Origin of the sequence: Massilia sp. BHUDP2, assembly GCF_046236355.1 — a bacterium.
Lineage (GTDB): Bacteria > Pseudomonadota > Gammaproteobacteria > Burkholderiales > Burkholderiaceae_D > Telluria > Telluria varians.
This window is the reverse complement of record NZ_JBJUVW010000002.1, coordinates 69,939-92,856: the sequence shown is the minus strand read 5'-3', so window position 1 is coordinate 92,856 and position 22,918 is coordinate 69,939. Positions and strand designations below refer to the sequence as shown.

General features: G+C 65.1%; 22 protein-coding genes. 11 read left to right on the top strand and 11 right to left on the bottom strand.

Annotation, left to right across the window (positions count from 1 at the left end):
- Positions 1–117: 117 nt before the first annotated feature.
- Together ACK6C6_RS11185 and ACK6C6_RS11180 are read left to right on the top strand one after the other, a co-directional pair.
- Positions 118–675, top strand: coding sequence for a sigma-70 family RNA polymerase sigma factor (locus ACK6C6_RS11185; protein WP_409267390.1), 558 nt, complete (start codon positions 118–120; stop codon positions 673–675).
- The gene (locus ACK6C6_RS11180) at positions 672–1,373 is read left to right on the top strand and encodes an anti-sigma factor domain-containing protein (protein WP_409267389.1); all 702 of its coding nucleotides are present in this window, start codon (positions 672–674) and stop codon (positions 1,371–1,373) included. Before ACK6C6_RS11185 ends, ACK6C6_RS11180 begins: the two co-directional genes overlap by 4 nt.
- 9 nt (positions 1,374–1,382) lie before the next feature.
- Here the strand turns inward: ACK6C6_RS11180 and ACK6C6_RS11175 are convergent, their stop codons facing one another.
- A complete protein-coding gene (locus ACK6C6_RS11175; protein ID WP_409267388.1) occupies positions 1,383–3,038 on the bottom strand; it encodes a DUF4394 domain-containing protein in 1,656 nt (551 codons plus the stop codon).
- Positions 3,039–3,290: 252 nt separating this feature from the next.
- Here ACK6C6_RS11175 and ACK6C6_RS11170 point away from each other — a divergent pair, with 252 nt between their 5' ends.
- On the top strand, positions 3,291–3,626 hold the full coding sequence (locus tag ACK6C6_RS11170; RefSeq protein WP_409267387.1) for a hypothetical protein: 336 nt from the start codon (positions 3,291–3,293) through the stop codon (positions 3,624–3,626).
- Between the two features lie 67 nt (positions 3,627–3,693).
- On the opposite strand, the gene ACK6C6_RS11165 is transcribed toward ACK6C6_RS11170, so the two are convergent.
- From ACK6C6_RS11165 to ACK6C6_RS11125, 9 genes are all read right to left on the bottom strand, one after another.
- Positions 3,694–4,320 carry a DVUA0089 family protein gene (locus ACK6C6_RS11165; RefSeq protein ID WP_409267386.1) on the bottom strand — a complete coding sequence of 209 codons (627 nt, stop codon included), beginning with the start codon at positions 4,318–4,320 and terminating at the stop codon, positions 3,694–3,696.
- Positions 4,321–4,420: 100 nt separating this feature from the next.
- Positions 4,421–6,706 (bottom strand): hypothetical protein, encoded by a 2,286-nt coding sequence (locus ACK6C6_RS11160; protein WP_409267385.1) that lies wholly within the window; start codon positions 6,704–6,706, stop codon positions 4,421–4,423.
- A gap of 262 nt (positions 6,707–6,968) precedes the next feature.
- Entirely contained in the window at positions 6,969–7,412 is a 444-nt protein-coding gene (locus ACK6C6_RS11155; protein ID WP_409267384.1) for a YybH family protein, read from the bottom strand.
- Between the two features lie 29 nt (positions 7,413–7,441).
- Complete coding sequence (locus tag ACK6C6_RS11150; RefSeq protein WP_409267383.1) at positions 7,442–8,368, bottom strand: copper resistance D family protein; 927 nt, start codon at positions 8,366–8,368, stop codon at positions 7,442–7,444.
- Complete coding sequence (locus ACK6C6_RS11145) at positions 8,369–8,734, bottom strand: copper resistance protein CopC (protein WP_209586680.1); 366 nt, start codon at positions 8,732–8,734, stop codon at positions 8,369–8,371.
- A gap of 9 nt (positions 8,735–8,743) precedes the next feature.
- Positions 8,744–9,091 (bottom strand): copper-binding protein, encoded by a 348-nt coding sequence (locus ACK6C6_RS11140; RefSeq protein WP_409267382.1) that lies wholly within the window; start codon positions 9,089–9,091, stop codon positions 8,744–8,746.
- 45 nt (positions 9,092–9,136) lie between these two features.
- Complete coding sequence (locus tag ACK6C6_RS11135; RefSeq protein ID WP_409267381.1) at positions 9,137–10,531, bottom strand: multicopper oxidase family protein; 1,395 nt, start codon at positions 10,529–10,531, stop codon at positions 9,137–9,139.
- A 13-nt stretch (positions 10,532–10,544) separates the two neighbouring features.
- Positions 10,545–11,960: a TolC family protein gene (locus tag ACK6C6_RS11130; RefSeq protein WP_409267380.1), complete on the bottom strand. Its 1,416-nt coding sequence runs from the start codon at positions 11,958–11,960 to the stop codon at positions 10,545–10,547.
- A gap of 25 nt (positions 11,961–11,985) precedes the next feature.
- Positions 11,986–12,309, bottom strand: coding sequence for a hypothetical protein (locus ACK6C6_RS11125; RefSeq protein WP_409267379.1), 324 nt, complete (start codon positions 12,307–12,309; stop codon positions 11,986–11,988).
- Between the two features lie 899 nt (positions 12,310–13,208).
- On the opposite strand from ACK6C6_RS11125, the gene fdx reads away from it, so the two are divergent.
- From fdx to ACK6C6_RS11110, 3 genes are read left to right on the top strand one after another with little or no spacing between them, the layout of a single operon-like run.
- A complete protein-coding gene (gene fdx / locus ACK6C6_RS11120) occupies positions 13,209–13,547 on the top strand; it encodes an ISC system 2Fe-2S type ferredoxin (RefSeq protein ID WP_409267378.1) in 339 nt (112 codons plus the stop codon).
- A gap of 35 nt (positions 13,548–13,582) precedes the next feature.
- Positions 13,583–15,745 (top strand): copper-transporting P-type ATPase, encoded by a 2,163-nt coding sequence (locus ACK6C6_RS11115; RefSeq protein WP_409267377.1) that lies wholly within the window; start codon positions 13,583–13,585, stop codon positions 15,743–15,745.
- Positions 15,735–16,112 carry a DUF3703 domain-containing protein gene (locus ACK6C6_RS11110; RefSeq protein ID WP_409267376.1) on the top strand — a complete coding sequence of 126 codons (378 nt, stop codon included), beginning with the start codon at positions 15,735–15,737 and terminating at the stop codon, positions 16,110–16,112. Before ACK6C6_RS11115 ends, ACK6C6_RS11110 begins: the two co-directional genes overlap by 11 nt.
- Here ACK6C6_RS11110 and ACK6C6_RS11105 read toward each other — a convergent pair.
- Positions 16,090–17,082, bottom strand: coding sequence for a tyrosine-type recombinase/integrase (locus ACK6C6_RS11105; protein ID WP_409267375.1), 993 nt, complete (start codon positions 17,080–17,082; stop codon positions 16,090–16,092). The genes ACK6C6_RS11110 and ACK6C6_RS11105 overlap by 23 nt on opposite strands.
- Before the next feature lie 401 nt (positions 17,083–17,483).
- On the opposite strand from ACK6C6_RS11105, the gene ACK6C6_RS11100 reads away from it, so the two are divergent.
- From ACK6C6_RS11100 to ACK6C6_RS11080, 5 genes are all read left to right on the top strand, one after another.
- Positions 17,484–18,128: a hypothetical protein gene (locus tag ACK6C6_RS11100; protein ID WP_409267374.1), complete on the top strand. Its 645-nt coding sequence runs from the start codon at positions 17,484–17,486 to the stop codon at positions 18,126–18,128.
- A gap of 816 nt (positions 18,129–18,944) precedes the next feature.
- A complete protein-coding gene (locus tag ACK6C6_RS11095; RefSeq protein ID WP_409267373.1) occupies positions 18,945–19,553 on the top strand; it encodes a hypothetical protein in 609 nt (202 codons plus the stop codon).
- Between the two features lie 70 nt (positions 19,554–19,623).
- Complete coding sequence (locus tag ACK6C6_RS11090; RefSeq protein WP_409267372.1) at positions 19,624–20,136, top strand: hypothetical protein; 513 nt, start codon at positions 19,624–19,626, stop codon at positions 20,134–20,136.
- 140 nt (positions 20,137–20,276) lie between these two features.
- Entirely contained in the window at positions 20,277–20,939 is a 663-nt protein-coding gene (locus ACK6C6_RS11085; RefSeq protein WP_409267371.1) for a hypothetical protein, read from the top strand.
- 4 nt (positions 20,940–20,943) lie between these two features.
- On the top strand, positions 20,944–22,917 hold the full coding sequence (locus tag ACK6C6_RS11080) for a hypothetical protein (protein WP_409267370.1): 1,974 nt from the start codon (positions 20,944–20,946) through the stop codon (positions 22,915–22,917).
- Position 22,918: the final 1 nt, after the last annotated feature.

Below are 22,918 nucleotides of genomic sequence, written 5' to 3'. Positions count from 1 at the left end.
GAACGGTGTGCGCGGCCTTGTTCGCGACGAATCCGCTCGTCCACCGTCGGGAGTTCGATTATCATCGTGGCAACTATTTCCTGTCCAGGGGGTTTCGATGCATGAGCGGTGTCCCGCATGAGGTCTGCTGCGGATTTCGACTACGAGGCAGCCCTTGCCGGCTGCGCCCGCGGCGAGCAGGCTGCGCTGCGCGGGATCTACGATCGGGACGGCCGCAGGCTGCTCGGGGTCGCCCTGCGCATCGTGCGCCACCGCCAGATCGCCGAGGAGGTCCTGCACGACGCCTTCCTGAATATCTGGACCCGGGCCGCCAGCTTCGATCCGGCCCGCGGCGCCGGCCGCGGCTGGATCTACAGCGTGGTGCGTAACCAGGCCTTGAGCCTGGTGCGCAGCGGCGAGCGCGAGCTGGCGGTCGACGAGGAGGAACTCGACGCCCTTGGCGCCACCCCGGCGCAGGAGCACGGGGTGATCGACGCGCTCGCCCTTCGCCAGGATCTCGGGCGGCTGCACGACTGCCTGGTCGGGCTGGACGCCGCCAAGCGCAACAGCATCCTGTACGCGTACATCGACGGCTGCTCGCACAGCGAAATCGCGCAGCGCCTCGAGTCGCCCCTGGGGACGGTCAAGGCCTGGATCAAGCGCGGCTTGAGCGCCCTGCGGGAGTGCATGGGATGAAGCTCGAGAACGAGGACGATCGGCAGGACCTGGCCGGCCAGTACGTGATCGGCACCCTGCCGGCCGCTGCGCGCCGTGAGCTGAAAGCGGCCTTGCCGCACGATCCGGCGCTGCGCGCCGCGGTAGCCGACTGGGAAGCGCGCCTGCTGCCGCTGACGGAGCTGGTCGACCAGGTAGAGCCGTCCGCACAGCTGTGGCCGCGCATTGCGGCTTCGCTGGCCCGGCAGGAAGGCGCCCGGCCGGCGCCGCGCGCAGGCTGGTGGGACCGGCTGAACCTGTGGCGCGGGCTGGCCGCTGCCGGCTTCGCGGCTGCCGTCGCGATGGCCGTGGTCACCCTGCAGCCGCCCGGACCGGCGGCGCCACGCTACATGGTGGTGCTGGCAGCGCCGCAGAACATGGCGCCGGGCTGGGTGCTGCAGTCCAGCGATGAGGGCCGGCTGCGCCTGGTCCCGCTGCGCCCCACCGAGGTGCCGCCGGCGCGTGCACTCCAGTTGTGGACCAAGGCTGACGGCTGGGACCGACCGGTCTCCCTGGGCCTGGTCGAGCCGGGCAAGGCGGTCGAGGTCCCGCTCGGCAAGCTGCCGCCGCTGCAGCCGAACCAGCTGTTCGAGATCACCCTCGAACCGCCGGCCGGCTCGCCGATCGGGCGCCCGACCGGGCCGATCCTCTTCATCGGCCGGGCCGTCAAGATGATATGACGCGCCGTCTCACCTGAGCGAGATCGCGATGTCGCGCAGGCCCAGGCCCTGGCCGGGTCCCGCCAGCGACAGCGCCGGGTTCGCGCTGCCCGCCGCCAGCGTGGCGGCGCCGGTCGCGAGGTCCACGCGGTACAGCGACGACGGACCGCCGGCGACGGTGCGCAGCGCCGCCAGCGCGATGCCGTTGGCGCCGCCCGCGATGTCGAAGCCGGCATCTCCGACGGCCGCCACCCCGAGCGGGCCGACGTTGACCAGGGTGCCGTCGTTCGGCGGATTCTGCAGCGCCAGGTTGCCGCTGCCGGTATCGATGTCGAACAGCTGGGTCGTCGTCGCATTCGGAATGCTGTTGGTATAGGCCGCCGCCGTCACCATCGGCGTCGCCCCGAGGCGGTTGACTGTGCCGTCGGTGGTGGTGGCGCCGGTGTCCACATTGATGCGCAGGCTCTGGCCGCGGTCGCTGATCACGCGCAGGCGGTCGGCCACCGGGTTGAAGTCGACCGCGAACATGCTGCCCACCATGCCGGCATACGGCTGGGTGGTGTCGGCCGGGTCGGCCGCCAGGCTTGCCTTGACCGTTGTGGTGCCGGTGGCGGCGTCGATGGTGACGATGCGCGCCGCCGAGGTAATCCCGTAGAGTAGTCCGTCACGCGGGCGGAAGTCGATCCCGACCACGGTCTCGTTCGCATTCAGGCCGGCCAGCCCGACTTCGAGGGTGAGCGTGTTCGGGGAGGCGGGACGGAAGGCCACGATGCGGCCGTTGTCCGTCAGGCCGAGCACCACCGGCGCTTGCGCCGCCCGCAGCGCCAGGCCACGCACGTCTTCCGTCAGGCCCAGCGCGCCTACCGGCGCCGCAGCATTCGCCGTGGCCGACAGGTTGATGGTGTAGAGCGTGCGGGTCCCGCTCACCGTCATCACCGCGTATCCCATATTGGTGCGCGCGTCGATATCGAAGCCGTTGACGGCGCCGCCATCGACACCGAGCGAAACCGGCATCGCCAGGCTGCCGTTGTTGGGCGGATTCTGCACATACAAGGTGTCGGTCGCGCTGTCGAGCGCGTACAGGGTGGTGCCGGCCGTGCCCGCAAAGGAATTGGTATAGGCCGAGCCGGTGACCGCCGTGTTCGCAGCCCCGCCGTTGATGTTGCCGTCGGTCGTGGTCGCGCCGGTATCGACATTGATGCGCAGGCTCTGCCCGGTGTTGCCGACCACGCGCAGCCGGTCGGCGGCAGGATTGAAGTCGACGCCGAAATCGGTTCCGGCCAGGGCGGTATACGGAGCGCTGGTGTCGGTGCTGTCGGCCGCGAGGGTCGACTTGAGGGTGGCGGCGCCGGTCTCGGGATTGAGCGTATAGATCCGCCCGCTGCTGCCGACCCCGTAGAGCAGGCCGTCGGCCGGGCGGTAGTCAATGCCGACCAGGTTCTCGCCGGCCTGCAGCCCGGTGACGCCCACCGTGGTGCGCGCCGTGCCCGGGGTGTCGCGGTTGAACGAGACCAGGCGGTTGCTGGCCGTCAGGACTACTACATCTCCTGCGGTGACGGCGGCCGGCGGTGGCGTGGCGACCGGGGGCGCGGCCGTCTTGTCGTCATCGTCGCTGCCGCCACAGCCTGCCAGCGCCGCCGCGATGCTGGAGGAAAGGATGAGTTTTGCGAGGGTATTCTTGTTCATGTCGCGTCCTGTCGTAGAAGTTGGATAGAGGTCTGTTGCCGGTTTCCACCGTGCCGGCCGAAGGGCGGCGCAATGCGGATACAGGCTCTACGCCGGACGCGGCGATTTGGATGCACTTTCGTCAAAAAATAGTTGTCGCACGCGCTTGCTTGACATCCGAGCGACGATTCAAGAAGCTTGTCGATTGCTGCCCCGGGGACCGTGGGCACGGACCCTGGGCGGCCACGTTTGTCGACGAACGGGAGCACGATCATGAACATCACACCGGACCCTTCGCGCCGTCTGACGGCTGTCCTGGGGGCGCTGGCCCTGGCCGGCTGCGCCGCATCGCACGGCGGCCCGTCCACCGCCGCCACCAGCGCCCCGCCTTCCGGTCCATTCTACGGACTGGAAACGGCAACCGGCGGGGGCGCGGCCGGCAGTGCGACGCAACACTCCGACGATGGAAGGACGTGCGCCATGCACCGGGAGATGCAAGCCGCGCCGAACGCGGAAGCGCGGCGGGCGATCGCAGAGCGCCAGATGCAAGACATGTCGCCCGAGCAGCGCGACCAGCACATGGAAATGATGCGCCAGCACTGCAAGTGAAGGGCCGGCCCAGCACGGACTTCGGCGCCGCCATGCCGACGCATGCCGGCGGCCGGCCGCTGTTGCCTCAGGCCCTGGACCGCCCGGCTGTGCGGCGGCGCGTTGCCGTCAAGCCAACCAGCGCGGCGCCCACCAGCCAGATCGAGCCGGGTTCCGGCACGTCGGCCGGGGCCGGCAGGCTCACGTTCAGCAGGTCGAAGGCCCAGGAACCGTTGCGCTTGAAGTCCATTTCATCCACGAAACCGTTGCGGAAGTTGCGGTACTGCTCGTCCTGGTAATAGAAGCCGTCCGCCAGGTTGCTGCTGACGTGGTAATTATTGTATTGCTGGAGCGACGCGGTGTAGGTGCCCGGCGCCAGCTCGATGCTGTAGTTGATGTCCCAGCACTGGCGGGTGAGCGCATCGGCGGCGACCTTGCGGCAACCGCCGTCGTCCTGCTCGCCGATCAGCTGGCCGGCCGAGTTGAACAGCGCCACGATCGGGTCGAAGCCGCCACGGGCGATCGTCTCGCCGGCGGCGTTGATGCCGCCGGCATACGACCAGGTGCGCAGGCCGACCGTGGACAGGGTGTCGACGGTGAACTGGAACAGCTTGACCTCGTTATCGTAGGCGAACTCTCCGGTGTAGGAGATGTTGGCGGCGCTGGCCGGCGAGACGCAGGCGCACAGGGCCAGGAGAAGGGCGATCGGTTTCATTGTCACTTTCATGAGGTTTACTCGTTCAGGATGGGGTTAAAGGAATATCCGCTGCGACGGCCGCCGTGGCCGTCGCAAAGGCAAGCGTGCTTGAAGCGCCTCAGTTCAGGCCACCGCCGACGACCGTGAGCTTGCTGAAGCTCGCGGACTGGCCGACCGTGTTGCTGCCCGAGGAGACGGCCATGCCGACATACAGGGTCGGCGCGGTAACGTTGACGCTGGTCGCCTCGGTCCAGGTGAGGCCGTCGCGCGAAGCCGCCGAGTACAGGGCATTGCCGCGGCGTTCGATGCGCACCCACACCGGCAGGGTCGTCGTCGAGTAGCCGGACAGGACCGACTTGTTGTCGCCGTTGATGGCGCGTCGGATCTCACCGGTGCTGGCATAGCGCGCCGTCCACGCATAGGTGCCCTGGCCCGTCACCGAGTCGGTCGCCAGCAGGCCGGCACGGGCGCCGCTCGCGCTGCCGCCCTGGGTCAGCATCTTCGCCGTCATCGTGAAGTTGCCGGTCAGGGGCATGTACTTGAAGAAGAAGTTGTAGCTGGTGGAGGTCGAGATGTTGCCGCCGCCGGCGATGGTGTACACGCCATTGAGCAGCGAGCTTCCCACCGGCGCCGTCACCGCCGCATTCATCACGCCTTGTCCGACTCCGGAGCTGCAGTTGAACAGGGCCGTGCAGGTGGGAGCGATGACCGGCGGCTGCGGATCGGTCGGGGGCGGATCGGTTGGCGTCGGATCGGTCGGGTTGGTCGGTGGCGTGGTGGTGCTGGCCGCGGTGCAGGTGGCGTCGGTGCCGGGATTGTTGACGCGTCCGGCGCCCGCATTGTTCTTCACGAACACGCAGGCCTGGTCGGCCGGCATGGCGCTGTAGTTGTAGGGCGGCGTCCACCTGGTGAGGCGCGGCAGGCCGGTTGCCGCCATCAGGGCGCTCGAGATGTCGATTGCCCCGCCGACCCAGGGCTTCGTGTCGTCGCCCTTGTCGTTGATGAACAGTTCGCCCGCGGCGCGGTAGCTGATCGCGTCCTTGCCGCTGGAGACCTTGCCGCCCACCTGGGAGGGCTTCAGGTTCTTGAACAGATAGTAGTTATGTTCGGACAGGACGTCGGACTGGTAGCGCACGTCCAGGCCGCCCGCGAACTTCATGTCCGGATCGGCCGGAGCGGTGTCGCCTTCGAGCAGGTTGTTGAAGGTGTGCAGCTGGCCGAAGCGGATCAGCGGCAGCCGGCTCGCGGTCCCGTGCCAGTGCAGGCCGGTAAAGGTGACGTGCAGGCGTCCGGCATCGCTCCAGGCGCGGCCGCTGTCGCCGTTGCCGACCAGGGTGGTCTTTCCGTGCTTGAAGAACTTGCTGTTCGACAGCGTCACATAGTCGGAGCCGCGCACGATGTCGAGCGCGCCGTCGTGGCGGGTGTCGCTGGCCAGCCGGTCGGGCGTATCGCCGTCGCTGATGGTGACATGGTCGACCCAGATGTTCTGGGAGCGCGAAATCGTCACGCCGTCCGCATAGGCGTTGGCCGAATCCTCCGGGTTGACGTCCCAGGGAGTATCGAGGGCGATGTTGCGGATGATGATGTTGCGGGTCCAGGTGGGGAACAGGTCGCCGTTCTTGCCGGCCGCGATCCATTCCTTGAAGTCGGCTTCCGCATCGCCGCCCTGGCTTGCCGCCAGCTCGCCGCCGATCAGGAGCGTGGTACCGGTGATGCGGGCGGCGCGGCCCTGGGCGTCGTTGATGCCGACCAGGGTGGTGTTCGACGGGATGCTGATCGAGCCGCCGAACTTCTGGTCGGTGTAGCTTTCGTATTCCTTGAAGACGGTGTTGTTGGCGCTCATCCGCATGTCGATGTGGCCGACGATCCGGACGATCTTCGGCGCCAGTCCCGCTTCGTTCAGCGCGGCGACCAGCTGCTGGCCGTTGTAGACCGTGTAGATGTGCTGGGGCGCCGCATTGCGGCCGCCCGTGACGACCACTTTCTCGTGCGCGCTGCCGCTGCGCTTGTAGCTGTGCCAGCCGGCGTCCGGCGCCACCTCGCATTCGAACGTCAGGACGCCACCCGTCGGATCGTAGGTGGCGAACTGCCAGTTCGGCAGCACCGGCGCGGCGCGGTAGTTGGCCGGCGAGTGCTTGCCGCCCACCAGGACCGGCGCCCCGGGCCTGCGGGTGCCGTAGCTGCCCAGCTGGAGCGGCGTGGAAGCGCCAGTAAGGGTCTGGGCGTCGACGCCGTTCAGGGGCAGGGCCGGGCAGCCGGTAGTGGCCGTGGCGCTGGAAACCACGAGGGAAGAGGTTCTCGACATCGACATCGCGGTCGCCGTCTCGGGTTCGCCACCGCCACAGGCGCTGAGAAGCACGCCGACGGCGGCCGCAAGGCTGGTACGTTGCAAGCTTTGAATCATGTTTTAGTCTCCAAAGTGTTATTTTTAACTACAAAACTGCTCAGGCCAATTTTGTATTGCACGTACCACTATAGCTATTGGTCTGACCAATTAATTAAATGGTATATGCACTTTGCGAGCTCGTCCATAACTTTCGTATTGACGAACAGTCAACGATGGTGACGCCTTGCGGGGCGTGCGGCGGGGAGGAAGGGGGACTTGCCGGGGGGCTGCGGGATGGGTGAAGAGGCGCCCCGGCGCCGGAAGCGCCGGGGCGGCGGGCCTACTTTGCCTTGCGCGACGACCAGTGCACGTGCACGATCGTCCAGCCCTCACCCTTTTTTTCGAGCACCATCGTGCCGGTGCCGAAGGCATGCACAGGCTTGCCGCGCGCGGTGCCGGTGGTCTCGGTTTCTTCCCAGACGATGGCCGTGTTGCCATCGATCCGTTCGCCTTGTTTCAGCAGCTTGCGGGTGGTGGTCTTCGCGAACTCCATGTCGCCGCCCAGGTGATGGTGGGCATATTCGTCGCGCGAGCGTTCGACGTAGCCGGCCTCGTAGATGGCGACCGCGGGCGACAGCAAGGCGAGCGCCCGGTCCTTGTCGCCGCTGGTGAGCGCTTCGTGGAAAGCCGCGACGGTTTCTTTCGGCGTGGCCGCGAGGGCGGCGGAATGGACGCCTGCGAACGCGACGGCGAGGATGGATACTGCCAGTGACTGCTTGAACATGTGTGCTCCTTGCTTGTAGATATTGTTATTCACGACGCCATCGGCGGTGGCGTCGACGTGAGGACTGCGGCAGCGACGACGGCCGCCAGCAGGAAAACGGTTTCGGCCTGCAGGATGCGAGCGAAACGGGGCCGGGAATCGTGCATGGCGTGTGCGGGTTGGCGCAGCGCGTCCAGCAGCGACGGCATGACGACGAAGCGGTTGAGGGCGCCCAGCATCGCCGCGCACAGGACCAGCCCGACCTTGAGCAGCAGTGCGCTGCCGTAGGGGTTGCCGACCAGGTCTTGCGGCGACGCCAGCACGCGCCAGGCGCCCAGCGCGCCGGTCAGGAAAATCCCCGCCAGGGCGACGCTGGCGCTGCGCGAGAGCGCTTCGACATAGGCGGCGCAGTCGGCCCTGTCGATCGGCCCATCGCCTGGCATCCGCCTCAGCACCAGCAGGCCGGCGACGATGACTTCCCCGACCCAGAGGCTGACCAGAACCAGGTGCAGCCAGTCGGCCGCGACCGCCCAGCTGAAGTCGCCGCCGGCGCCGGCGTGGCTGACCATGCTGCGGCTGTACAGGAGCACGGCGAGCGCGGCGATCGCGATCCAGGCTGCCTGTCCGCGCGCAGCGGCAGCGGACAGCGCCACCACCAGCAGCGCGGCCGCACCGATCATCCATGCCAGGCCGTAGTGCGTCGCCGCGATCACCGAGCGCACGGCGGGCCAGCTTTGCGCCAGGGGCAGTTCCGCCATCGACGCCGCTTCGATCCACAGGATCGCGGCATAGGCCACGATGGCGGCGCCGGTGGCAAGCCGAAGTGTGCCGCGCAGGCGCTGCGTAGTCGCCTGCGCCCATGCGGACCGGCCGGCGCGCAGCCACAGGGATGCCGCGCCGGCGCCGACCAGCAGGGCGAAGGTCAGGTTCAGGACGACGGTGACGGCGCGCTGCAGCAGGGCGTGCTCCGCTTCCACCTATTTCACCTGGAAACTGAACTCGCCCTTGACCTTGTGTCCGTCGCGGGTGACGGTGCTCCACTGGACCCGGTAGCTGCCGGCGTGCAGGCCAGGTGTGGTGGCGACCAGGGTCTTGGCGTTGGCCGGGTCGATGGCGATCCTGGTCGGTTCGACTACACGGCCCCGTTCGTCGACCAGCTTCAGCTTGCTGAACGGGAGTTCGAGCGGGTCGCTGAATTGCAGGCGCACCTGGCCCGGGGCCGGGCTGACGATGCTGTTTGCCTGGGGTGAAGAGGCTTCCAGCCTGGTGTGGGCCAGCGCGCCTGGTGCGGCAAGCGCGGACACCAGGGTGGCCGTGGCGATGGCGAGATTCTTGATGTGCATGGAGTTTCCTTATTCCGCCTTCTGCATCTGGACGATGGTGACGGCGCCGTTCAGGCGCTCGGCGGCGAACTTCACCTTGTCGCCCACCTGGACCTGCTCGAGGATCGCAGCATCCTGCACGCGCAGGACCATCGTCATCGCGGCCATGTTGAGGTTCCTGATCTCGCCGTGGCGCAGGGTGATCTTGCCCGCCTCCTTGTCGACCTTCTTGACTTCGCCCTCGGTGAGCGCAGCCGCGGCGCTGGTCGCAGCCGCGTCATGGGCGCCGTGGCCGGCGTGCTGCTGGTCCTGGCTTGACGCCAGTGGGGCGGTGCCGGCGATCAGGATCGCGAGGCCGAGTTTCGCAAATGCTTTCATGGTGTGTCCTTTCCTTGCCTGTTTTTGTTTGTTTCGGAAAAACGATCAGTGATGGCCCTGGTGGCCCCTGGGTTTGCGCACGGTCACTTCCACCTCCGGCGACTTGGCGGCGGCCGGCATGGCCTGGCCGCCGGCCGACTGGCTGCGTACCGCCGCGGGCGGCTCGCCCTGCCATTCGTAGGCGACGGTACCGGCCGGATGCTTGTACCAGCCCGGGTCCTTGTAGTCGCCGGCTTTCTGGTCCTTGCGTACTTTCAGCACCGTGAACATGCCGCCCATCTCGACGCCGCCGAAGGGGCCCTGGCCGCTCATCATCGGCAGGGTGTTGTCGGGCAGCGGCATCTCCATGTCGCCCATCGACCCGCCCTTGTCGCCCATCACCATGTAGTCGGGAACCAGCTTGCTGATCTTCTCGGCCACGCCGCGGTGGTCGACGCCGATCAGGGTCGGCACGTCGTGTCCCATGGCGTTCATGGTGTGGTGCGACTTGTGGCAGTGGAAGGCCCAGTCGCCCGGCTCGTTGGCGATGAACTCGATGGCGCGCATCTGGCCGACGCCGACGTCGGTCGTCACTTCCGGCCAGCGCGACTCCGGCCGGGTCCATCCGCCGTCGGTGCCCGTCACTTCGAACTCGTGCCCGTGCAGGTGGATCGGGTGGTTGGTCATGGTCAGGTTGCCGACGCGGATGCGCACCCGGTCGTTCAGGCGCACGTTCATCGTGTCTATGCCGGGGAAGGCGCGGCTGTTGAAGGTCCACAGGTTAAAGTCCAGCATCTCGTTGACGCGCGGCGTATAGCTGCCCGGCTCGATGTCGTAGGCGTTCAGCAGGAACACGAAGTCGCGGTCGACGCGGTGCTGGGCCGGATTCTTCGGATGCGTGACCCAGAAACCCATCATGCCCATCGCCATCTGCACCATCTCGTCCGCATGCGGGTGGTACATGAAGGTCCCCGGGCGCCGTGCCACGAATTCGTACACGAAGGTCTTGCCCGGCTGGATGCCGGGCTGCGTCAGGCCGGTGACGCCGTCCATGCCGTTCGGCAGGCGCTGCCCGTGCCAGTGGATGCTGGTATGCTCCGGCAGCCGGTTGGTGACGAAAATGCGCACCCGGTCGCCCTCGACCACTTCGATCGTGGGTCCCGGGCTCTGGCCGTTGTAGCCCCACAGGTTGGCTTTCATGCCGGGCGCGATCTCGCGCACCACGGGTTCGGCGACCAGGTGGAACTCCTTGACGCCCTTGTTCATGCGCCAGGGCAGCGACCAGCCGTTCAGGGTCACCACCGGGTTGTACGGGCGGCCGTTGGGCGGCGGCGGCGGCGGTTGCGTGGCTGCCGTGCTCATCACGGGCGCTTCGGGCAGGGTGGCGGCGCCTGCGCGGCTCACCAGTCCGGCGCCGACCAGCGCCGCGGCGCCGGTAAAGAAATCTCGACGAGAACTCATTTTCTCTTCCTTGTCAGTGTGCGGGCGCCGCTTCGGCGGATGCGGCGGCGGTCAGCGATACGGTCGACCCGCCGCTGCCGTTGATGGCGGCCTGCAGGTCGGTTTCGGCGATCCAGAAGTCGCGCTGGGCCTCGATCGCGGTGTTCACACCGGTGATCTGGGCGCGCGCGTCCGCCAGCAGCTCGAACACGCTCATGAGCATGCCGTTATAGCGAAGCAGGGTTTCTTCCGAAATTTTCTTTTGCAGTGGAACGACTTCGTCGCGGTAGTGTCGGGCCACGTCATAGGTGGTCCGGTAGGCCGACCAGGCTTCGCGTACCTGCGAGCGGGCGGTGGTGGCCGTATGGGCGGTGCGGTGGACGGCCCCCATGTAGAGCGCCTCGGCCTTCGCGACCCGCGCACCGCCCCAATCGAAGATCGGGAGTGCCAGCTCGATTTCGTAACCGTTTTCGCGTGGCGCGCCGCTCTTGCTCGCATTGACGTAACCCGCGTCGAGTACGTTGACCACCCCGGTCGCGCGGGTCAGCCCCAGCGCACGCGCGGTCGATTCGGCGTCCAGCTTCGCCAGCTGGACGTCGAGCCGCTGCCGCATCGCCAGCGCTTCGACATTGCCTTCGTCGCGTGGGGCCGCCGGAAGATCGGGAAGCCGCTCGGGAAGCGTGAAGGCGGTCTGCGCACCCCACACGCTCATCAGGCGCGCCAGCTGCTCGCGCGCGGCGGTCGCATTGTGTCGGGCACGCGCGAGCTGGGTCGTGGTTTCGGCGGAGAACACCTGTTCGCGCGCCTGGTCGAGCGCGCTGAGGTTGCCGGCCTTGGCCATGCGCCGGGCCAGTTCGGCGCTGGCCTGCGCGGCTTCACGTACCTGTTCGGCATAGTGCGCCGACTGGGCCGCGGCAACGGCATTGAACCAGGCCTTGCGGGTGTCGGCCGCCAGGCGCACGGCGTCGGTCGCGGCAAGCAGTTGCGCGCCCTTGAAGCGGCGCGCTTCGATGTCACGGCGGATCGGAATGGTCAGCAGGCCGACCAGGTCGAACATCACGCTGCGTTCGATCTCCGTTTCGCCGCCGCCGGACATGCGGCTGAAGCTCACGCCCGGGTTGGCCATGCGTCCCGCCTGGACCAGGTCGGCCTCGGCGACGCCCAGGCCGGCGAGCGAGGCGCGCAGGCCGCGGTTGTTGAGCAGGGCGACACGAACGGCGCCGTCGGCGCTCAGCGGCGCCCCCAGCAGGCGATCGAGTTCGTCCTGGATCGATGCGTTGTCTGCGCTCCCTTGCGGCAGGCGGACGTCCTGGCCCGTGCGCGCCGAGGTCATTGCCGATACCGCGTCGAGGCCGCCGTCCTGCGAAAAGCTGGCGCAGCCGCTCAGTACGAGCACAAGCACGCCGGCGCCGATGGCGCGCAGCATGGGTGGCGAGGTTTGTATTGTCATTGTCTTGCCTTGGCTTGATATGGTCTCAGTGATGCTGATGGGCGTCGTGTGCGGGCGCGGGCTTGGCGGACCGGGCCGGTTTTGCCGGGGCCGGGGCCGGGGCCGAGTCATGCGCCGCATGTGCCGGCCCCGCGGCGAGCGCATCGTTCAACCGGCGCCAGGTTTTGTCCGGGCTGGCGTCCTTCTCCTGAGGCAGGCGGGAATAGCCGGACATCGCCGACTGGTAGACGGGTGGGGGGACGGCCACGGCCGGGTCGGCCGGGTCGGGCGAGCGGGATGCTTGCTGGGCATGCGCGCACGGCGCAGCCATCAGGACGCCTGCGGCGGCCATCATGTATAGGGATTTCATCGTCAATCCTCGAAAATCGGTCACGGGACGTGCGTCGCACGCACGGTCGCTTGGGAAGCGTGCGCAGCGGTGCAGGCGCACCGGCCGTCAGCTTCTGCTTCGATTACGCGGATGGATGTCGGGGAGGTCGCTGTGGACCGTCGGGGATGAAGCCTGCTACCAGGGTCGAAGGCGACACGAGGACGGCGTCGGAGCCGTCGAAGGTGGGAAGAGGGAGGAAAGCCGATGGCGGCGCGACTGCACCGGCGCAGACTGCCGAACAGGCGCTGCAGGCCGAATGCGTCTTTTTCACGATATCCGGCGCCGAACCATGGTCCTCGTCGGCCGCTGCGTTCGCGCCGTGGCCGGCGTGCGCCGTGTGGTCCGCGTCATGATGCGCGTGGGCATCTGGAGCGGGCTGGTGGTGTGCCATGCCGGCGGAGCTTGCCGCGGTCTGGCGGACAGGCGCGCAAGACATCCCGACGCTCGCGGCGACCGCATGGAGCGGCAGCATGAGCATCAGTAGCCAAACAATGAATGTCTTGACAGTGCGGTTCATAGGCAGGCGGAGTATAGCACGGCATATTGAACTGAAAAGTGCTTGAAGGCTGTCCTGAATCAGGGGCGTGGGCCGCCGTCCACATCCTGTTTTGGTCAGGAAAAACCAGTGTTGGCAAAACTGCTTGACCTTCCTACAGTCGGAAGGTTTACAGTGAAATCAGCTAACTCCTGGAGCCCTGACATGCATGCACGCGAGCGATTGAACGAAGCTGTCGTCAAGCAAACTGCCGACGAGAGTGCGGTGCGTCCCGTAGCGGCGAAGACTGCCGCCGCTGTTGCCCCGGCCGGTGCGACCGGTTCAAGGGACTGTCTGTTCTGCCGGTACCGTCGCGCACCCGCGCAGGAGATGGAGGCGGCCCATGCCTAAGCTGACCGTCTTGCCCCACCCGGAATGCGCCCCCGGCGGCGCCGTCATCGACGTCTCACGCGGGACCAGCATCTGCGACGCCCTGCTCGAGCACGGCGTGGAGATCGAGCACGCCTGCGGCAAGGTCGGCGCCTGCACGACCTGCCATGTCGTGGTGCGCGAGGGCTTTGCCTCGCTGAACGAAGCAAGCGAAGCCGAAGAGGACATGCTGGACCGCGCCTGGGGTGTCGAACGGCAGTCGCGCCTGTCCTGCCAGGCCGTCGTCGCCGATGGTGACCTGAGCGTCGAGATTCCGCGTTATTCGCTCAACCACGCGAAAGAAAACGCATAGAACACCAATCTCCCATCCATGTTTCCGGAGCTGTCATGAACAACGATGCCGTATCCACAGAGCCCCTTCCCGCCGGGACGGTCTATACCTGTCCCATGCATCCGGAGATACGGCAGTCGACGCCGGGCAACTGTCCGATTTGCGGCATGGGACTGGAACCTGTGATGCCGTCGCTGGAAGAGGGCGACAGTCCCGAACTGATCGATTACCGGCGCAGGTTCTGGTGGACCCTGCCGCTCACGGTGGTCGTTGCCGTGCTGGCGATGGCGGGCCACCGACTCTTCGGTGGCGGGCTGGCGCTCCAGAGCTGGATCGAACTCGCACTCAGCACCCCGGTGGTGCTGTGGGCCGGCTGGCCGTTCTTCGTGCGCGCGGCACAGTCGATCCGCAAGCGCAGTCCCAACATGTGGACCCTGATCGGCATCGGCGTGGCCGCCGCCTACGGGTACAGCGTGGTCGCCACCCTTGCGCCGGGCCTGTTCCCGGCCACCTTCGCCATGCACGGCCGCATCGGCGTCTATTATGAGGCCGCCGCCGTGATCATCTCGCTGACCCTGCTCGGCCAGATCCTCGAGCTGCGGGCGCGTTCGCAGACCTCGGCGGCGATCAAGTCCCTGCTCGGCCTGGCGCCGAAGACCGCGCGCCGCATCCGCGCCGACGGCAGTGAAGAGGACGTGGCGCTCTCGCACGTGCGCGTCGGCGACCAACTGCGCGTCCGGCCCGGCGAGAAAGTCCCGGTCGATGGCACCGTCCTCGAGGGCGAAAGCGCGATCGACGAGAGCATGCTCACCGGCGAGCCGCTGCCCGTGACGAAGCGCGCCGGCGACAAGGTCATCGGGGCGACGATCAATGCCAGCGGCAGTCTCATCATCCGATCCGAGCGCGTCGGCGCGCAGACCATGTTGTCCCAGATCGTGCAGATGGTCGCGAATGCCCAGCGCTCGCGGGCGCCGATGCAGCGCCTGGCGGACGTGGTGGCCGGCTACTTCGTGTCGGTGGTGGTCCTGGTGGCGCTGGCGACGCTGATCGGCTGGGGACTGTACGGGCCGGAGCCGAGCTGGGTCTATGGCTTCGTCAATGCGGTGGCGGTCCTGATCATCGCCTGTCCCTGCGCGCTGGGCCTGGCCACCCCGATGTCGATCATGGCGGCGACCGGGCGCGCGGCCACCCAGGGCGTGCTGTTTCGCGACGCCGCGGCGATCGAGGCCATGGGCAAGGTCGACACGCTCATCGTCGACAAGACCGGCACCCTCACCGAGGGGAAGCCGGCGTTCGACCGCGTTATCGCGGCGGCCGGTTTCCAGGAAGACGAGGTGCTGCGCTTTGCTGCGAGCCTCGACCAGGGCAGCGAACACCCGCTCGCGCACGCGATCGTGGCGGAAGCCAGGCGGCGCGCCCTGCCGCTCGACAAGCCCGGCAGCTTCGAGTCGACCAGCGGGATCGGGGTGCGCGGCACCGTCCAGGGGCAGGCGCTTGCCCTCGGGAATACGGCGTTGATGGAAAGCGAAGGGATCGACTGGACGCCACTGCGCGATGGCGCGGAGGAGCTGCGCCAGGCGGGCGCCAGCGTGATGTACCTGGCCCGCGCAGGGCGCCTGATGGGACTGGTGGCGGTCTCGGACCCGATCAAGGAGACGACGCCGGAGGCGCTTGCGGCGCTGCGCCAGGCCGGCATCGCGGTCGTCATGGCGACCGGCGACGGCGTGACGACGGCGCGCGCAGTAGCGGCGCGGCTCGGGATCGAGGACGTGTATGGCGAGGTCAAGCCGCAGGACAAGCTGGCCCTGGTCGAACGCCTGCAGAAAGAAGGGCGCATCGTGGCGATGGCGGGAGACGGGATCAACGACGCCCCGGCGCTGGCCAGGGCCGACGTGGGGATCGCGATGGGAACCGGGACTGACGTGGCGATCAATTCCGCCCACCTGACACTGGTCAAGGGTGACCTGCGGGCCATTGCCCGCTCACGTCGCCTGTCGCTGCAGACGGTACGCAACATGCGCCAGAACCTGGGCTTCGCCTTCATCTATAACGCGCTCGGCATCCCGCTGGCGGCCGGCCTGCTGTATCCGGCCGCCGGCCAGCTGCTCTCGCCCATGATCGCGGCGCTGGCAATGAGCCTGAGTTCGGTCTCCGTGATTGCCAACGCCTTGCGCCTGCGCGGCGCCGGCGCAAGCACGGAGACGCGCCATGCATCCTGAGCTGCGCAAGGCCTACGAGGACGAGATGGCCGCGGCTCGCTATTGCTATCGTGCCGGCAGGGAGGCGGCCGCGATGGCGCATCTCGAGCGGGCTCATGTGCTGGGCCAGCGCCACGTCGCGCTGCACGTGGCGACGCATCGCTGGATGCTGAAGATCGGCCTGCGGCGCCGCGCTCCGCGGCAGGTGTGGGGGCAGCTGCTGCGGCTCGTGCTGGGCGCGCTCGGATCGGCCGTGGGCATCGTGCCGACCGGGAATACCGGCGGCACGGACATCGGCATGCTGCGGCGCCTGCCGCTCGACCCGGCAGTGCGGCGCCTGCTCGACAAGCGAGCCGGTACGCCGCCTATTGCCCGGGATCGGGTTTGACCCGCGCGTATTGGTAGTCCGCCGCGGAGCGTTCGAGCGCCAGGCCGAGCGTGTCCTTGAGCTCGTCGGGTTTGGCGCCCTCGGCCAGTTTGCGCTGGGCGAAGGTGTTGCGCAAGGTGCGCCCGCCGGCACGGGACAGGTCGATGCGGGCACGCTCGAACGTGGCCCGGACCTGCATGTAGACGGTCTTCTTGATCATCTTGCGTCCTTCGGTATTGGCGGGAAAGACGAACTCGCCCGGGATGCCCATTTCGGCGCGTTCCCTGAGCCAGGCCTGCAGCTCGGCGACGCCTTCCCGCGGAAGCAGCGCCACGTGCTCGTGACTGGTCTCATTCTTCTGGCTCGGGGTGATGGTCAGTTCAATGGATCCGTCGAGGTCGGCCTGTTGCCCGACCTCGCCCAGCAGCAGGCCGATCGCCTCGGCCACCCGCAGCCCGGCGAGCGCGATCGTGACCTGCATGGCGCGGTCGCGCCGGCGCTTCCAGCCGTCGAAGGGCGTCAGCCGGCGCACCCGCACCGGCGCCGAGGGCAGGGCGTCGAAGAAGCGGCGCAGCTGGTCGTCGGACAGGGCCCGCGTGGGTTCGTCCCGCAGGTACTCGGCTGGCCCGGTGGCCAGGAGGGCTTCGCGCGCCGGGTTCGGATCTGCTTGCAGATGCTGGTAGCAGCGCTCGAGCAGGCGCAGGTAACGGTGCGCGATCTTGCTGTTGATGACGCGGCCGTGCTCGTCGGCGCGGTTGAGGAAGCGCTTGATATCGGCATGGTCCACCGTGGAGAAGCGTTTGCCTTGTTCCGCCACCCAATTGCAGAAGTTGCGGAACATGTACCGGTAGATGGTGGCCGACTGCTTCGACACGGTCTTGAGCTTGCCGTCGGCCGGCAGGCGCTTGGCGGTTTCGGCGAAGTCGAGGCTGATGACGAAGGCGTCGAAGGCCTTCACGGGATTGTCGTCCCAGGATGAGAGCTTGGACATGATGGACATGGAGATGGGCGTCGGCGCACTATAGCATCAAAATGGTAACTAACCAACGAGGATCCGCAACGCGAAAAAAAACCGCCACCAGGGTGGCGGGTCGACGTCAGCTACTACGCCGGCAGGTGACAGGCCAGGCGGGCATACGAGCGGCTCCATGTTTTAGCTATCCGAGGACGCGCGAGCTTGCTTGGTTGGAGGTCATTGGAGCAGAAGGTCGGCCGTATAGGCCAGAAGCAGCGAGGAAGGTGTTTCTGGAATCAGCAGCGACAGGTCCCCATTGCTGAGATGCCGAGAAGAGAATGAATGCTTGGCGCCTGCCAACGCCAAACTGGGGAAAATTGTATTTCCGCGAATACACGTGAAAACTATAATAAATATATTTAGGTCCTGGAGATTGTATGAAACCAGAAAACGGTAAGAGATCAGCGCCATCTCTTCGAGCCATTGATTTTGCGATCGCATTTGCTTTCTTTGTGATGTTGATTCCAATCCCGATTTCGATGTGTCGCGGAACTCACCTGATCGATCAACTCAATTATTTCGCAGACATGCTCGCGGTACTTGCGGCCTTATATGCGGGTCGGACGATCTTCTTCCCGTCTGCGCAAGACGCTTCTGATTCTGCCGCTGTGAGCATGAACAACAGCGGCAAAACCATTGAAGTCGCCAACAGCCCAGAATCGGATGCTGCGCCCGCAGTCGAACAGAAGAGAGCGCAATCTGACGTTGACCCGAGCAATCAGGAGCAAAAATCAGATGTCGAACCACATGATGAGACTCCCCAACAGGTGTTCTATGCAATGTCGACCATCTTGGGCGGCTTTGTACTTATCAAAATCGCAGTGTTTTTGGGAAGAAGGTTCGTATTACCCGAGGTCGTCCTCAGCACTTTGCTAATTACCGCTGCAATCACATTTGCAAGTATTTCCTTTGGCCGTGCCCTGAAGTACAAAGTTCGGATCGGCACGCGGTTTACGCTCTCATTGGCTTTCGGCATTAGTTCGGGGATTCTTGCGAGCCTAACACTCGCTTATGTATTGTGATCGCTGATTCTCCGCTTCTCGCCTTGAAGTCAGCGTTGAATGCTGCCGTCGGGCGCTGGATTGTGGTTAAGTATGCACGAGCGGGCAGGGCGGCGGCACCCAGTTTTTCATTTGATGGCCGCAGATTGCTTCGTGACGGTCTTGAGTGTGCCGACGGCTGGCAGGCGCTTGGGGGTTCCGGCAAATTCGAGGCTGATGACGAAGATGTCGAAGGCCTTGAAGGGATTGTCGTCCCACCATGTGGGCCTGGATATGGTGCTTACGGAGATGGGCGTAGAGAGACTATACGGAGAAAAGTAACTAACCAACGAAGTTTGACACAACTCTAAAACCCGGCAACCAAGGGCGGCGGCGAGCGAGCCTCACGAGGAGGCCAGAAGGAAGCGCAATCCGCGCAGTTGCTCCCTGGTCAAGGAGCGGGATCCATGGCAGCAGCAGGACCAGGGTAGGGCAGCGATATTCACCGAGACTGGCACCAGTCGTGCCGCAACATCGATCCCTTTCGCTCTGTCCGGCATAGAGAAATACTTGACCAGGGCGGGGACCGAATCCTGGCCCTCCGGTCCCATCGCCGTTCAACATTGAGACCATATCCCGCACAGCCGGCAGTATAGTACTTAGGCAATTAAAAATGTGTAGGAGAAACATAAGAAAGTCAGGAAGGCAGACTCCCTGCGACAGCGACGCCGTTCCAGTCTACGAAAACATATTCATCGGGAATTTTTTATATGGGTTGGGAATGGCCCTTGGGAGCCGCTTGAGGGGGGCGCGCTTGCTTCCAGCCTGAACCTGTTACAGCAGACGCCGCTCGACAGCATGCTCGGCGACCTGCTTGCAGATTTCGGCGGCACAGTGCTGTTGTATGAATTCAAGCGCCGTTCCGGCGATCATAATAAAGAAGCCGTCAAGGCGGAAAAACTGCGCGTCGTGCTGCAGCGCGACCAGAACCTCGCCAACATTTCACGCACGGCGCACTGGAATGTCGTTCTGGAAGAAGCCTCGGTCAATGCCGAGATCAGCATTCACGTGTCACCTTACGTGGAGTTCGGCACCGGATCGCCCAGCAGGCCAATCCCGCTCAGCACGTATGTGGATGGGCTGGCGGCACATATTCTGGATGACGGCACCGAGCGTCCGCGTCCTGCGGACGTTCAGGCATACCTGCACCTGATGGCCGCCCTGAACCATGTCGATACGGCCAACGCCGGGGGATTCGTGCTTGCAGTGAAACGGGATGGGACGATCCAGTACACGCTGCTGGCAGATATCCGGGACTTGGCGATCAGCCACCACCGGCACCCCGAACTCGCCCGGCAACGCCAGCTGGAGCGGGAGGCCGGCCGTGACCGCAGCGTCGGAGCCGAGCAGGCTGCACCCGGGCCAGGGCATCAGGAGCGCGAACGCGAACATAGGATGGAACGATGATGAGCATGAACGAGACTTACGCGGCGTTTGCCTCGGCATTATTCGATGAAACAAACGCCAGCAGGCCGAGGTGGCCGGACTGATCAAGCGCCTGGAGTCGTCGGTTGCCGCATTCGAGGACACCGGAAGACGGCTGCCGCACGCGATCACCTCTGCGGTCGAGGCGCGCATGGAAAGTTCGGCGCAACAGGGCGCCGCCACGATCGCAACGAACTTGACGGGCGCTACGGCGTACGCGCAACGCGCAGCCGCCATGTACAGGCGCGAAGCCGACATCGGTCCGCGCAAGATTCTCACGGTGTCGCTGCTTGCGATCGGTTTCGGGCTCGCGGCAATGGTGTGGACGGCGCGGCTGTTCTTGCCGGACGCAGACGAGCTGGGCAGGCTACGCGCCGACATTGCGACGCTTGAAGAAACGGTGCGTCAGCTGGAACGGAAAGGAGGTCGCGCAAGGCTGGCCCGGTGCCCGGACTTGAAGAAACGTGAGCGCCTGTGTGTCCAGGTCGACGACTCGGTGCAATATGAAAACGGGTACCGGATCATCAAAGCTCTCGGAAGTAAATTTGTCAGTTCGGTCTCATAGCTCCTCCTAGCAGAACAGCTTCCTTGCCGGCCTCGATCTGAGGGTTTTTCTTCCTTCTTTTGGAAGTAAAACTGGCACTTCGCTGTCAGATGTACTAATTTGGTCAGAGCAGTGTCAACCCAGACTACCTGGAGGCGGCCATGGCCACAGCTAAGACTCCGCGTTCGGCGCAACGGGCGCGGGTACTTGACGCGTATCGCGGGCGTGGCCGTCAGAACAGCAACCTCTGGCTTGCGTATAGTGTCAAGCAGAACCAAGATCTGCTCTTCCATTCCGACCGCAGTTTTGTTCACTGGCTAACCTTCCTCGAGAGTGATCCCTTGGTCGTTGGGTTCTATCCAATTTCCCAAGACGTGAGTAATGTGCTTGAGGTTGGCCCAGAGTGCGCAATGGTTGTCGATCGCTCCAAGCATCAACTCGAAGTGCATATCGTCGCCGCGGTCGGGCGTGAGGTCGAGGCAGTCCAGACGGATTCCGGGCTGGCAACGGTTCGCATAATCAGCTACGACGAACTACGGGCACGCTCTCGCCTGGCCGTTCACTGGCTCAAGGCGGTCAACTACGCCGGCATGTTTCGGTACAAAAGCCCCAATGTCATCATGAAGCAGTTGGCGGTTGCGCTCACGCACCGGCAGTCTGGAACAGTCGACGACTTAGCCGAGGACCTGACTGGCCACGATCGCGCCTCGGTATTCGGCGCCGTTGTGAGAGCTGCAATTCATGGGCGACTCAACCTTGACCTATCGGCGCACGGATTGTGTGGGGCGACCCACTGGACCGACCGTATGTCTCCGGAGGAGTAGCAGCATGGGTACGCGGCAGTCGGTGATTAAGGACGCAGTGCCGCTCGAGCTGTGGCCCAGCGTGCTCGACGTTGAGTTTGAAGACGAACAACGGGAACAGTTTCGAGCGCAGGTGGAGGCGATGCACCTCTACTTCGCGTGGGTTCCTGTCGCCCAGATCGAGGCACAGACCGGGGTCCATCAAACCTGGTTACCGAAGCTCGCCAGACGATGCCTTGAAATCGCGTCTGACGGACGCATCCAGGGATTCCGGGCATGCATCCCGTTCTCCCGAACCAAGGATTACTGTAGGGTTAGCAAACTGCCGCACAATCCGCCAGGCGTTCCATCGGGAATGGCTGGGGCTTTGGGCGCCATACTCCGACGATTCCCTGCTATCGAGCAGCAGCTGGTTCTGTACATTAAGAACGAAGCGAAGCACATGGCTGTTCCAGAATACAAGCTCAGGCCTTGCGACCTTCACCGAATATTTCTTCGCTGCCTGACTGACAACGGTGTAGGGCCGAACGAATGGCCGTTCACGACGCAATATAGGGGGCTACGTTCGATACAAGCGTTCATGAAAAAGACGCTGGACCGGCATTTTGCACGAAGCACGATGGCTCGCGGTGATAGCGCGGCCCGTGCTCACTTGAACGTTGGTCGAGGCGTTGCCCCACTGCTCAGCTTCGACGAGCCATTCGATGCGGTCGAAATCGATACCTACAAGATTGAAGCGCATCTAACCGTCGCCTTCGAAACGCCTGAGGGGCTTGAAACTGACTTAAGGCTGGATCGATTGAACCTGATTGCTGTCGTTGACCGGTTCAGCAGCGCCGTACTGGCTTACACGGTCGTGTATCGCCCTGAAATTAGCGCGGACGACATTCTCAAAGTCATTCGTAGTGCAGCGTGCGGAACCTGGGAGCCGATAGAGCTGAGCATTGCAGGCTTGTCCTATCCCGAAGGGGCCGGGCTCCCAAGTGGGGTAATCGATGGTGCGCAAGGGGCGCTTTGGAACGCGACGATGTTCGATGGCGCCTTGGCGCATTTATCTTCGGCCGTTCACGCGCGCGCACGTGCCGCACTTGGCTTCGCCATTAATTGGGGGCCGGTCGCGCATTTTGAGCGCCGGCCAAACGTAGAGAGGACATTCAATCAGATCGGTCGATCACTGTTCAAGCGACTCCCTTCTACCACCGGATCGCATCCTCGTAACGGTCGTGCGGACGAGGCGGAGCGCAAGGCCGTCGAACATCACATCAGGGCGGCGGACGTCGAGCAGCTTCTGGACGTTGAGTTTGCGCAGCATAATGCGACCCCTACGGAAGGGCTCTCGAACCTGTCGCCGCTTCAAGCAATCCGCTATTTTCTGGACCGCCCGGAACGCTTTGAAAGCCGCCGGCGTCCTGCTGGCATGTCTGCAGAGGCGGGATTCGGCCAGTACGAACCAGTAACCGTTCGTGGTAATCGCAGCACCGGCCGACGACCCTATGTTCAGGTCGACCGCGTGCATTACACGAATGAAGTGCTCGCCACTTCTGGCCACCTGATCGGTGCGCGATTGCTGTTAGAAGTGGATGAGGATGACATGCGCCAAGTGAAGGCCTTTCTCCCGAATGGTGGCGAGCTTGGTGTCCTGAAAGCCCATGGTAAATGGGGGCTGACAAAGCACAGCAGGCGGACTAGGAAGGCAATCAACAGTCTCATTACAAAGAGGCTGATCACGGTAAGCACATTCGACGACCCTTTGCAGGTGTACATGCGTCATTTGGCGAGCAAGAAGGGTGGGCGGACGGGCTCAGGTCCGAGACCGAAGCAGCTTACCGAGATCGTGCGTGTCAGTAAAGACGCAGGCCTTGATCCGAAGGTCGTCCGTGCTCCCTCGCCGCCGCCTGGTGTTCCAGACACAACCCGTCGTGTGCTCAACGAAACCCGCGGACGCCTTCTTGATGAGCCGACATTCGATTTCTTTTCCAAGATCAAGAATCGGAGGTAGT

What these genes read in the sequence shown, in the direction of transcription:
- ACK6C6_RS11185 (WP_409267390.1), top strand. Translation starts at nt 118, where the DNA reads ATGAGGTCTGCTGCGGATTTCGACTACGAGGCAGCCCTTGCCGGCTGC.
- ACK6C6_RS11180 (WP_409267389.1), top strand. Translation starts at nt 672, where the DNA reads ATGAAGCTCGAGAACGAGGACGATCGGCAGGACCTGGCCGGCCAGTAC.
- ACK6C6_RS11175 (WP_409267388.1), bottom strand. Translation starts at nt 3,038, where the DNA reads ATGAACAAGAATACCCTCGCAAAACTCATCCTTTCCTCCAGCATCGCG.
- ACK6C6_RS11170 (WP_409267387.1), top strand. Translation starts at nt 3,291, where the DNA reads ATGAACATCACACCGGACCCTTCGCGCCGTCTGACGGCTGTCCTGGGG.
- ACK6C6_RS11165 (WP_409267386.1), bottom strand. Translation starts at nt 4,320, where the DNA reads ATGAAACCGATCGCCCTTCTCCTGGCCCTGTGCGCCTGCGTCTCGCCG.
- ACK6C6_RS11160 (WP_409267385.1), bottom strand. Translation starts at nt 6,706, where the DNA reads ATGATTCAAAGCTTGCAACGTACCAGCCTTGCGGCCGCCGTCGGCGTG.
- ACK6C6_RS11155 (WP_409267384.1), bottom strand. Translation starts at nt 7,412, where the DNA reads ATGTTCAAGCAGTCACTGGCAGTATCCATCCTCGCCGTCGCGTTCGCA.
- ACK6C6_RS11145 (WP_209586680.1), bottom strand. Translation starts at nt 8,734, where the DNA reads ATGCACATCAAGAATCTCGCCATCGCCACGGCCACCCTGGTGTCCGCG.
- ACK6C6_RS11140 (WP_409267382.1), bottom strand. Translation starts at nt 9,091, where the DNA reads ATGAAAGCATTTGCGAAACTCGGCCTCGCGATCCTGATCGCCGGCACC.
- ACK6C6_RS11135 (WP_409267381.1), bottom strand. Translation starts at nt 10,531, where the DNA reads ATGAGTTCTCGTCGAGATTTCTTTACCGGCGCCGCGGCGCTGGTCGGC.
- ACK6C6_RS11130 (WP_409267380.1), bottom strand. Translation starts at nt 11,960, where the DNA reads ATGACAATACAAACCTCGCCACCCATGCTGCGCGCCATCGGCGCCGGC.
- ACK6C6_RS11125 (WP_409267379.1), bottom strand. Translation starts at nt 12,309, where the DNA reads ATGAAATCCCTATACATGATGGCCGCCGCAGGCGTCCTGATGGCTGCG.
- fdx (WP_409267378.1), top strand. Translation starts at nt 13,209, where the DNA reads ATGCCTAAGCTGACCGTCTTGCCCCACCCGGAATGCGCCCCCGGCGGC.
- ACK6C6_RS11115 (WP_409267377.1), top strand. Translation starts at nt 13,583, where the DNA reads ATGAACAACGATGCCGTATCCACAGAGCCCCTTCCCGCCGGGACGGTC.
- ACK6C6_RS11110 (WP_409267376.1), top strand. Translation starts at nt 15,735, where the DNA reads ATGCATCCTGAGCTGCGCAAGGCCTACGAGGACGAGATGGCCGCGGCT.
- ACK6C6_RS11105 (WP_409267375.1), bottom strand. Translation starts at nt 17,082, where the DNA reads ATGTCCAAGCTCTCATCCTGGGACGACAATCCCGTGAAGGCCTTCGAC.
- ACK6C6_RS11100 (WP_409267374.1), top strand. Translation starts at nt 17,484, where the DNA reads ATGAAACCAGAAAACGGTAAGAGATCAGCGCCATCTCTTCGAGCCATT.
- ACK6C6_RS11095 (WP_409267373.1), top strand. Translation starts at nt 18,945, where the DNA reads ATGCTCGGCGACCTGCTTGCAGATTTCGGCGGCACAGTGCTGTTGTAT.
- ACK6C6_RS11085 (WP_409267371.1), top strand. Translation starts at nt 20,277, where the DNA reads ATGGCCACAGCTAAGACTCCGCGTTCGGCGCAACGGGCGCGGGTACTT.
- ACK6C6_RS11080 (WP_409267370.1), top strand. Translation starts at nt 20,944, where the DNA reads ATGGGTACGCGGCAGTCGGTGATTAAGGACGCAGTGCCGCTCGAGCTG.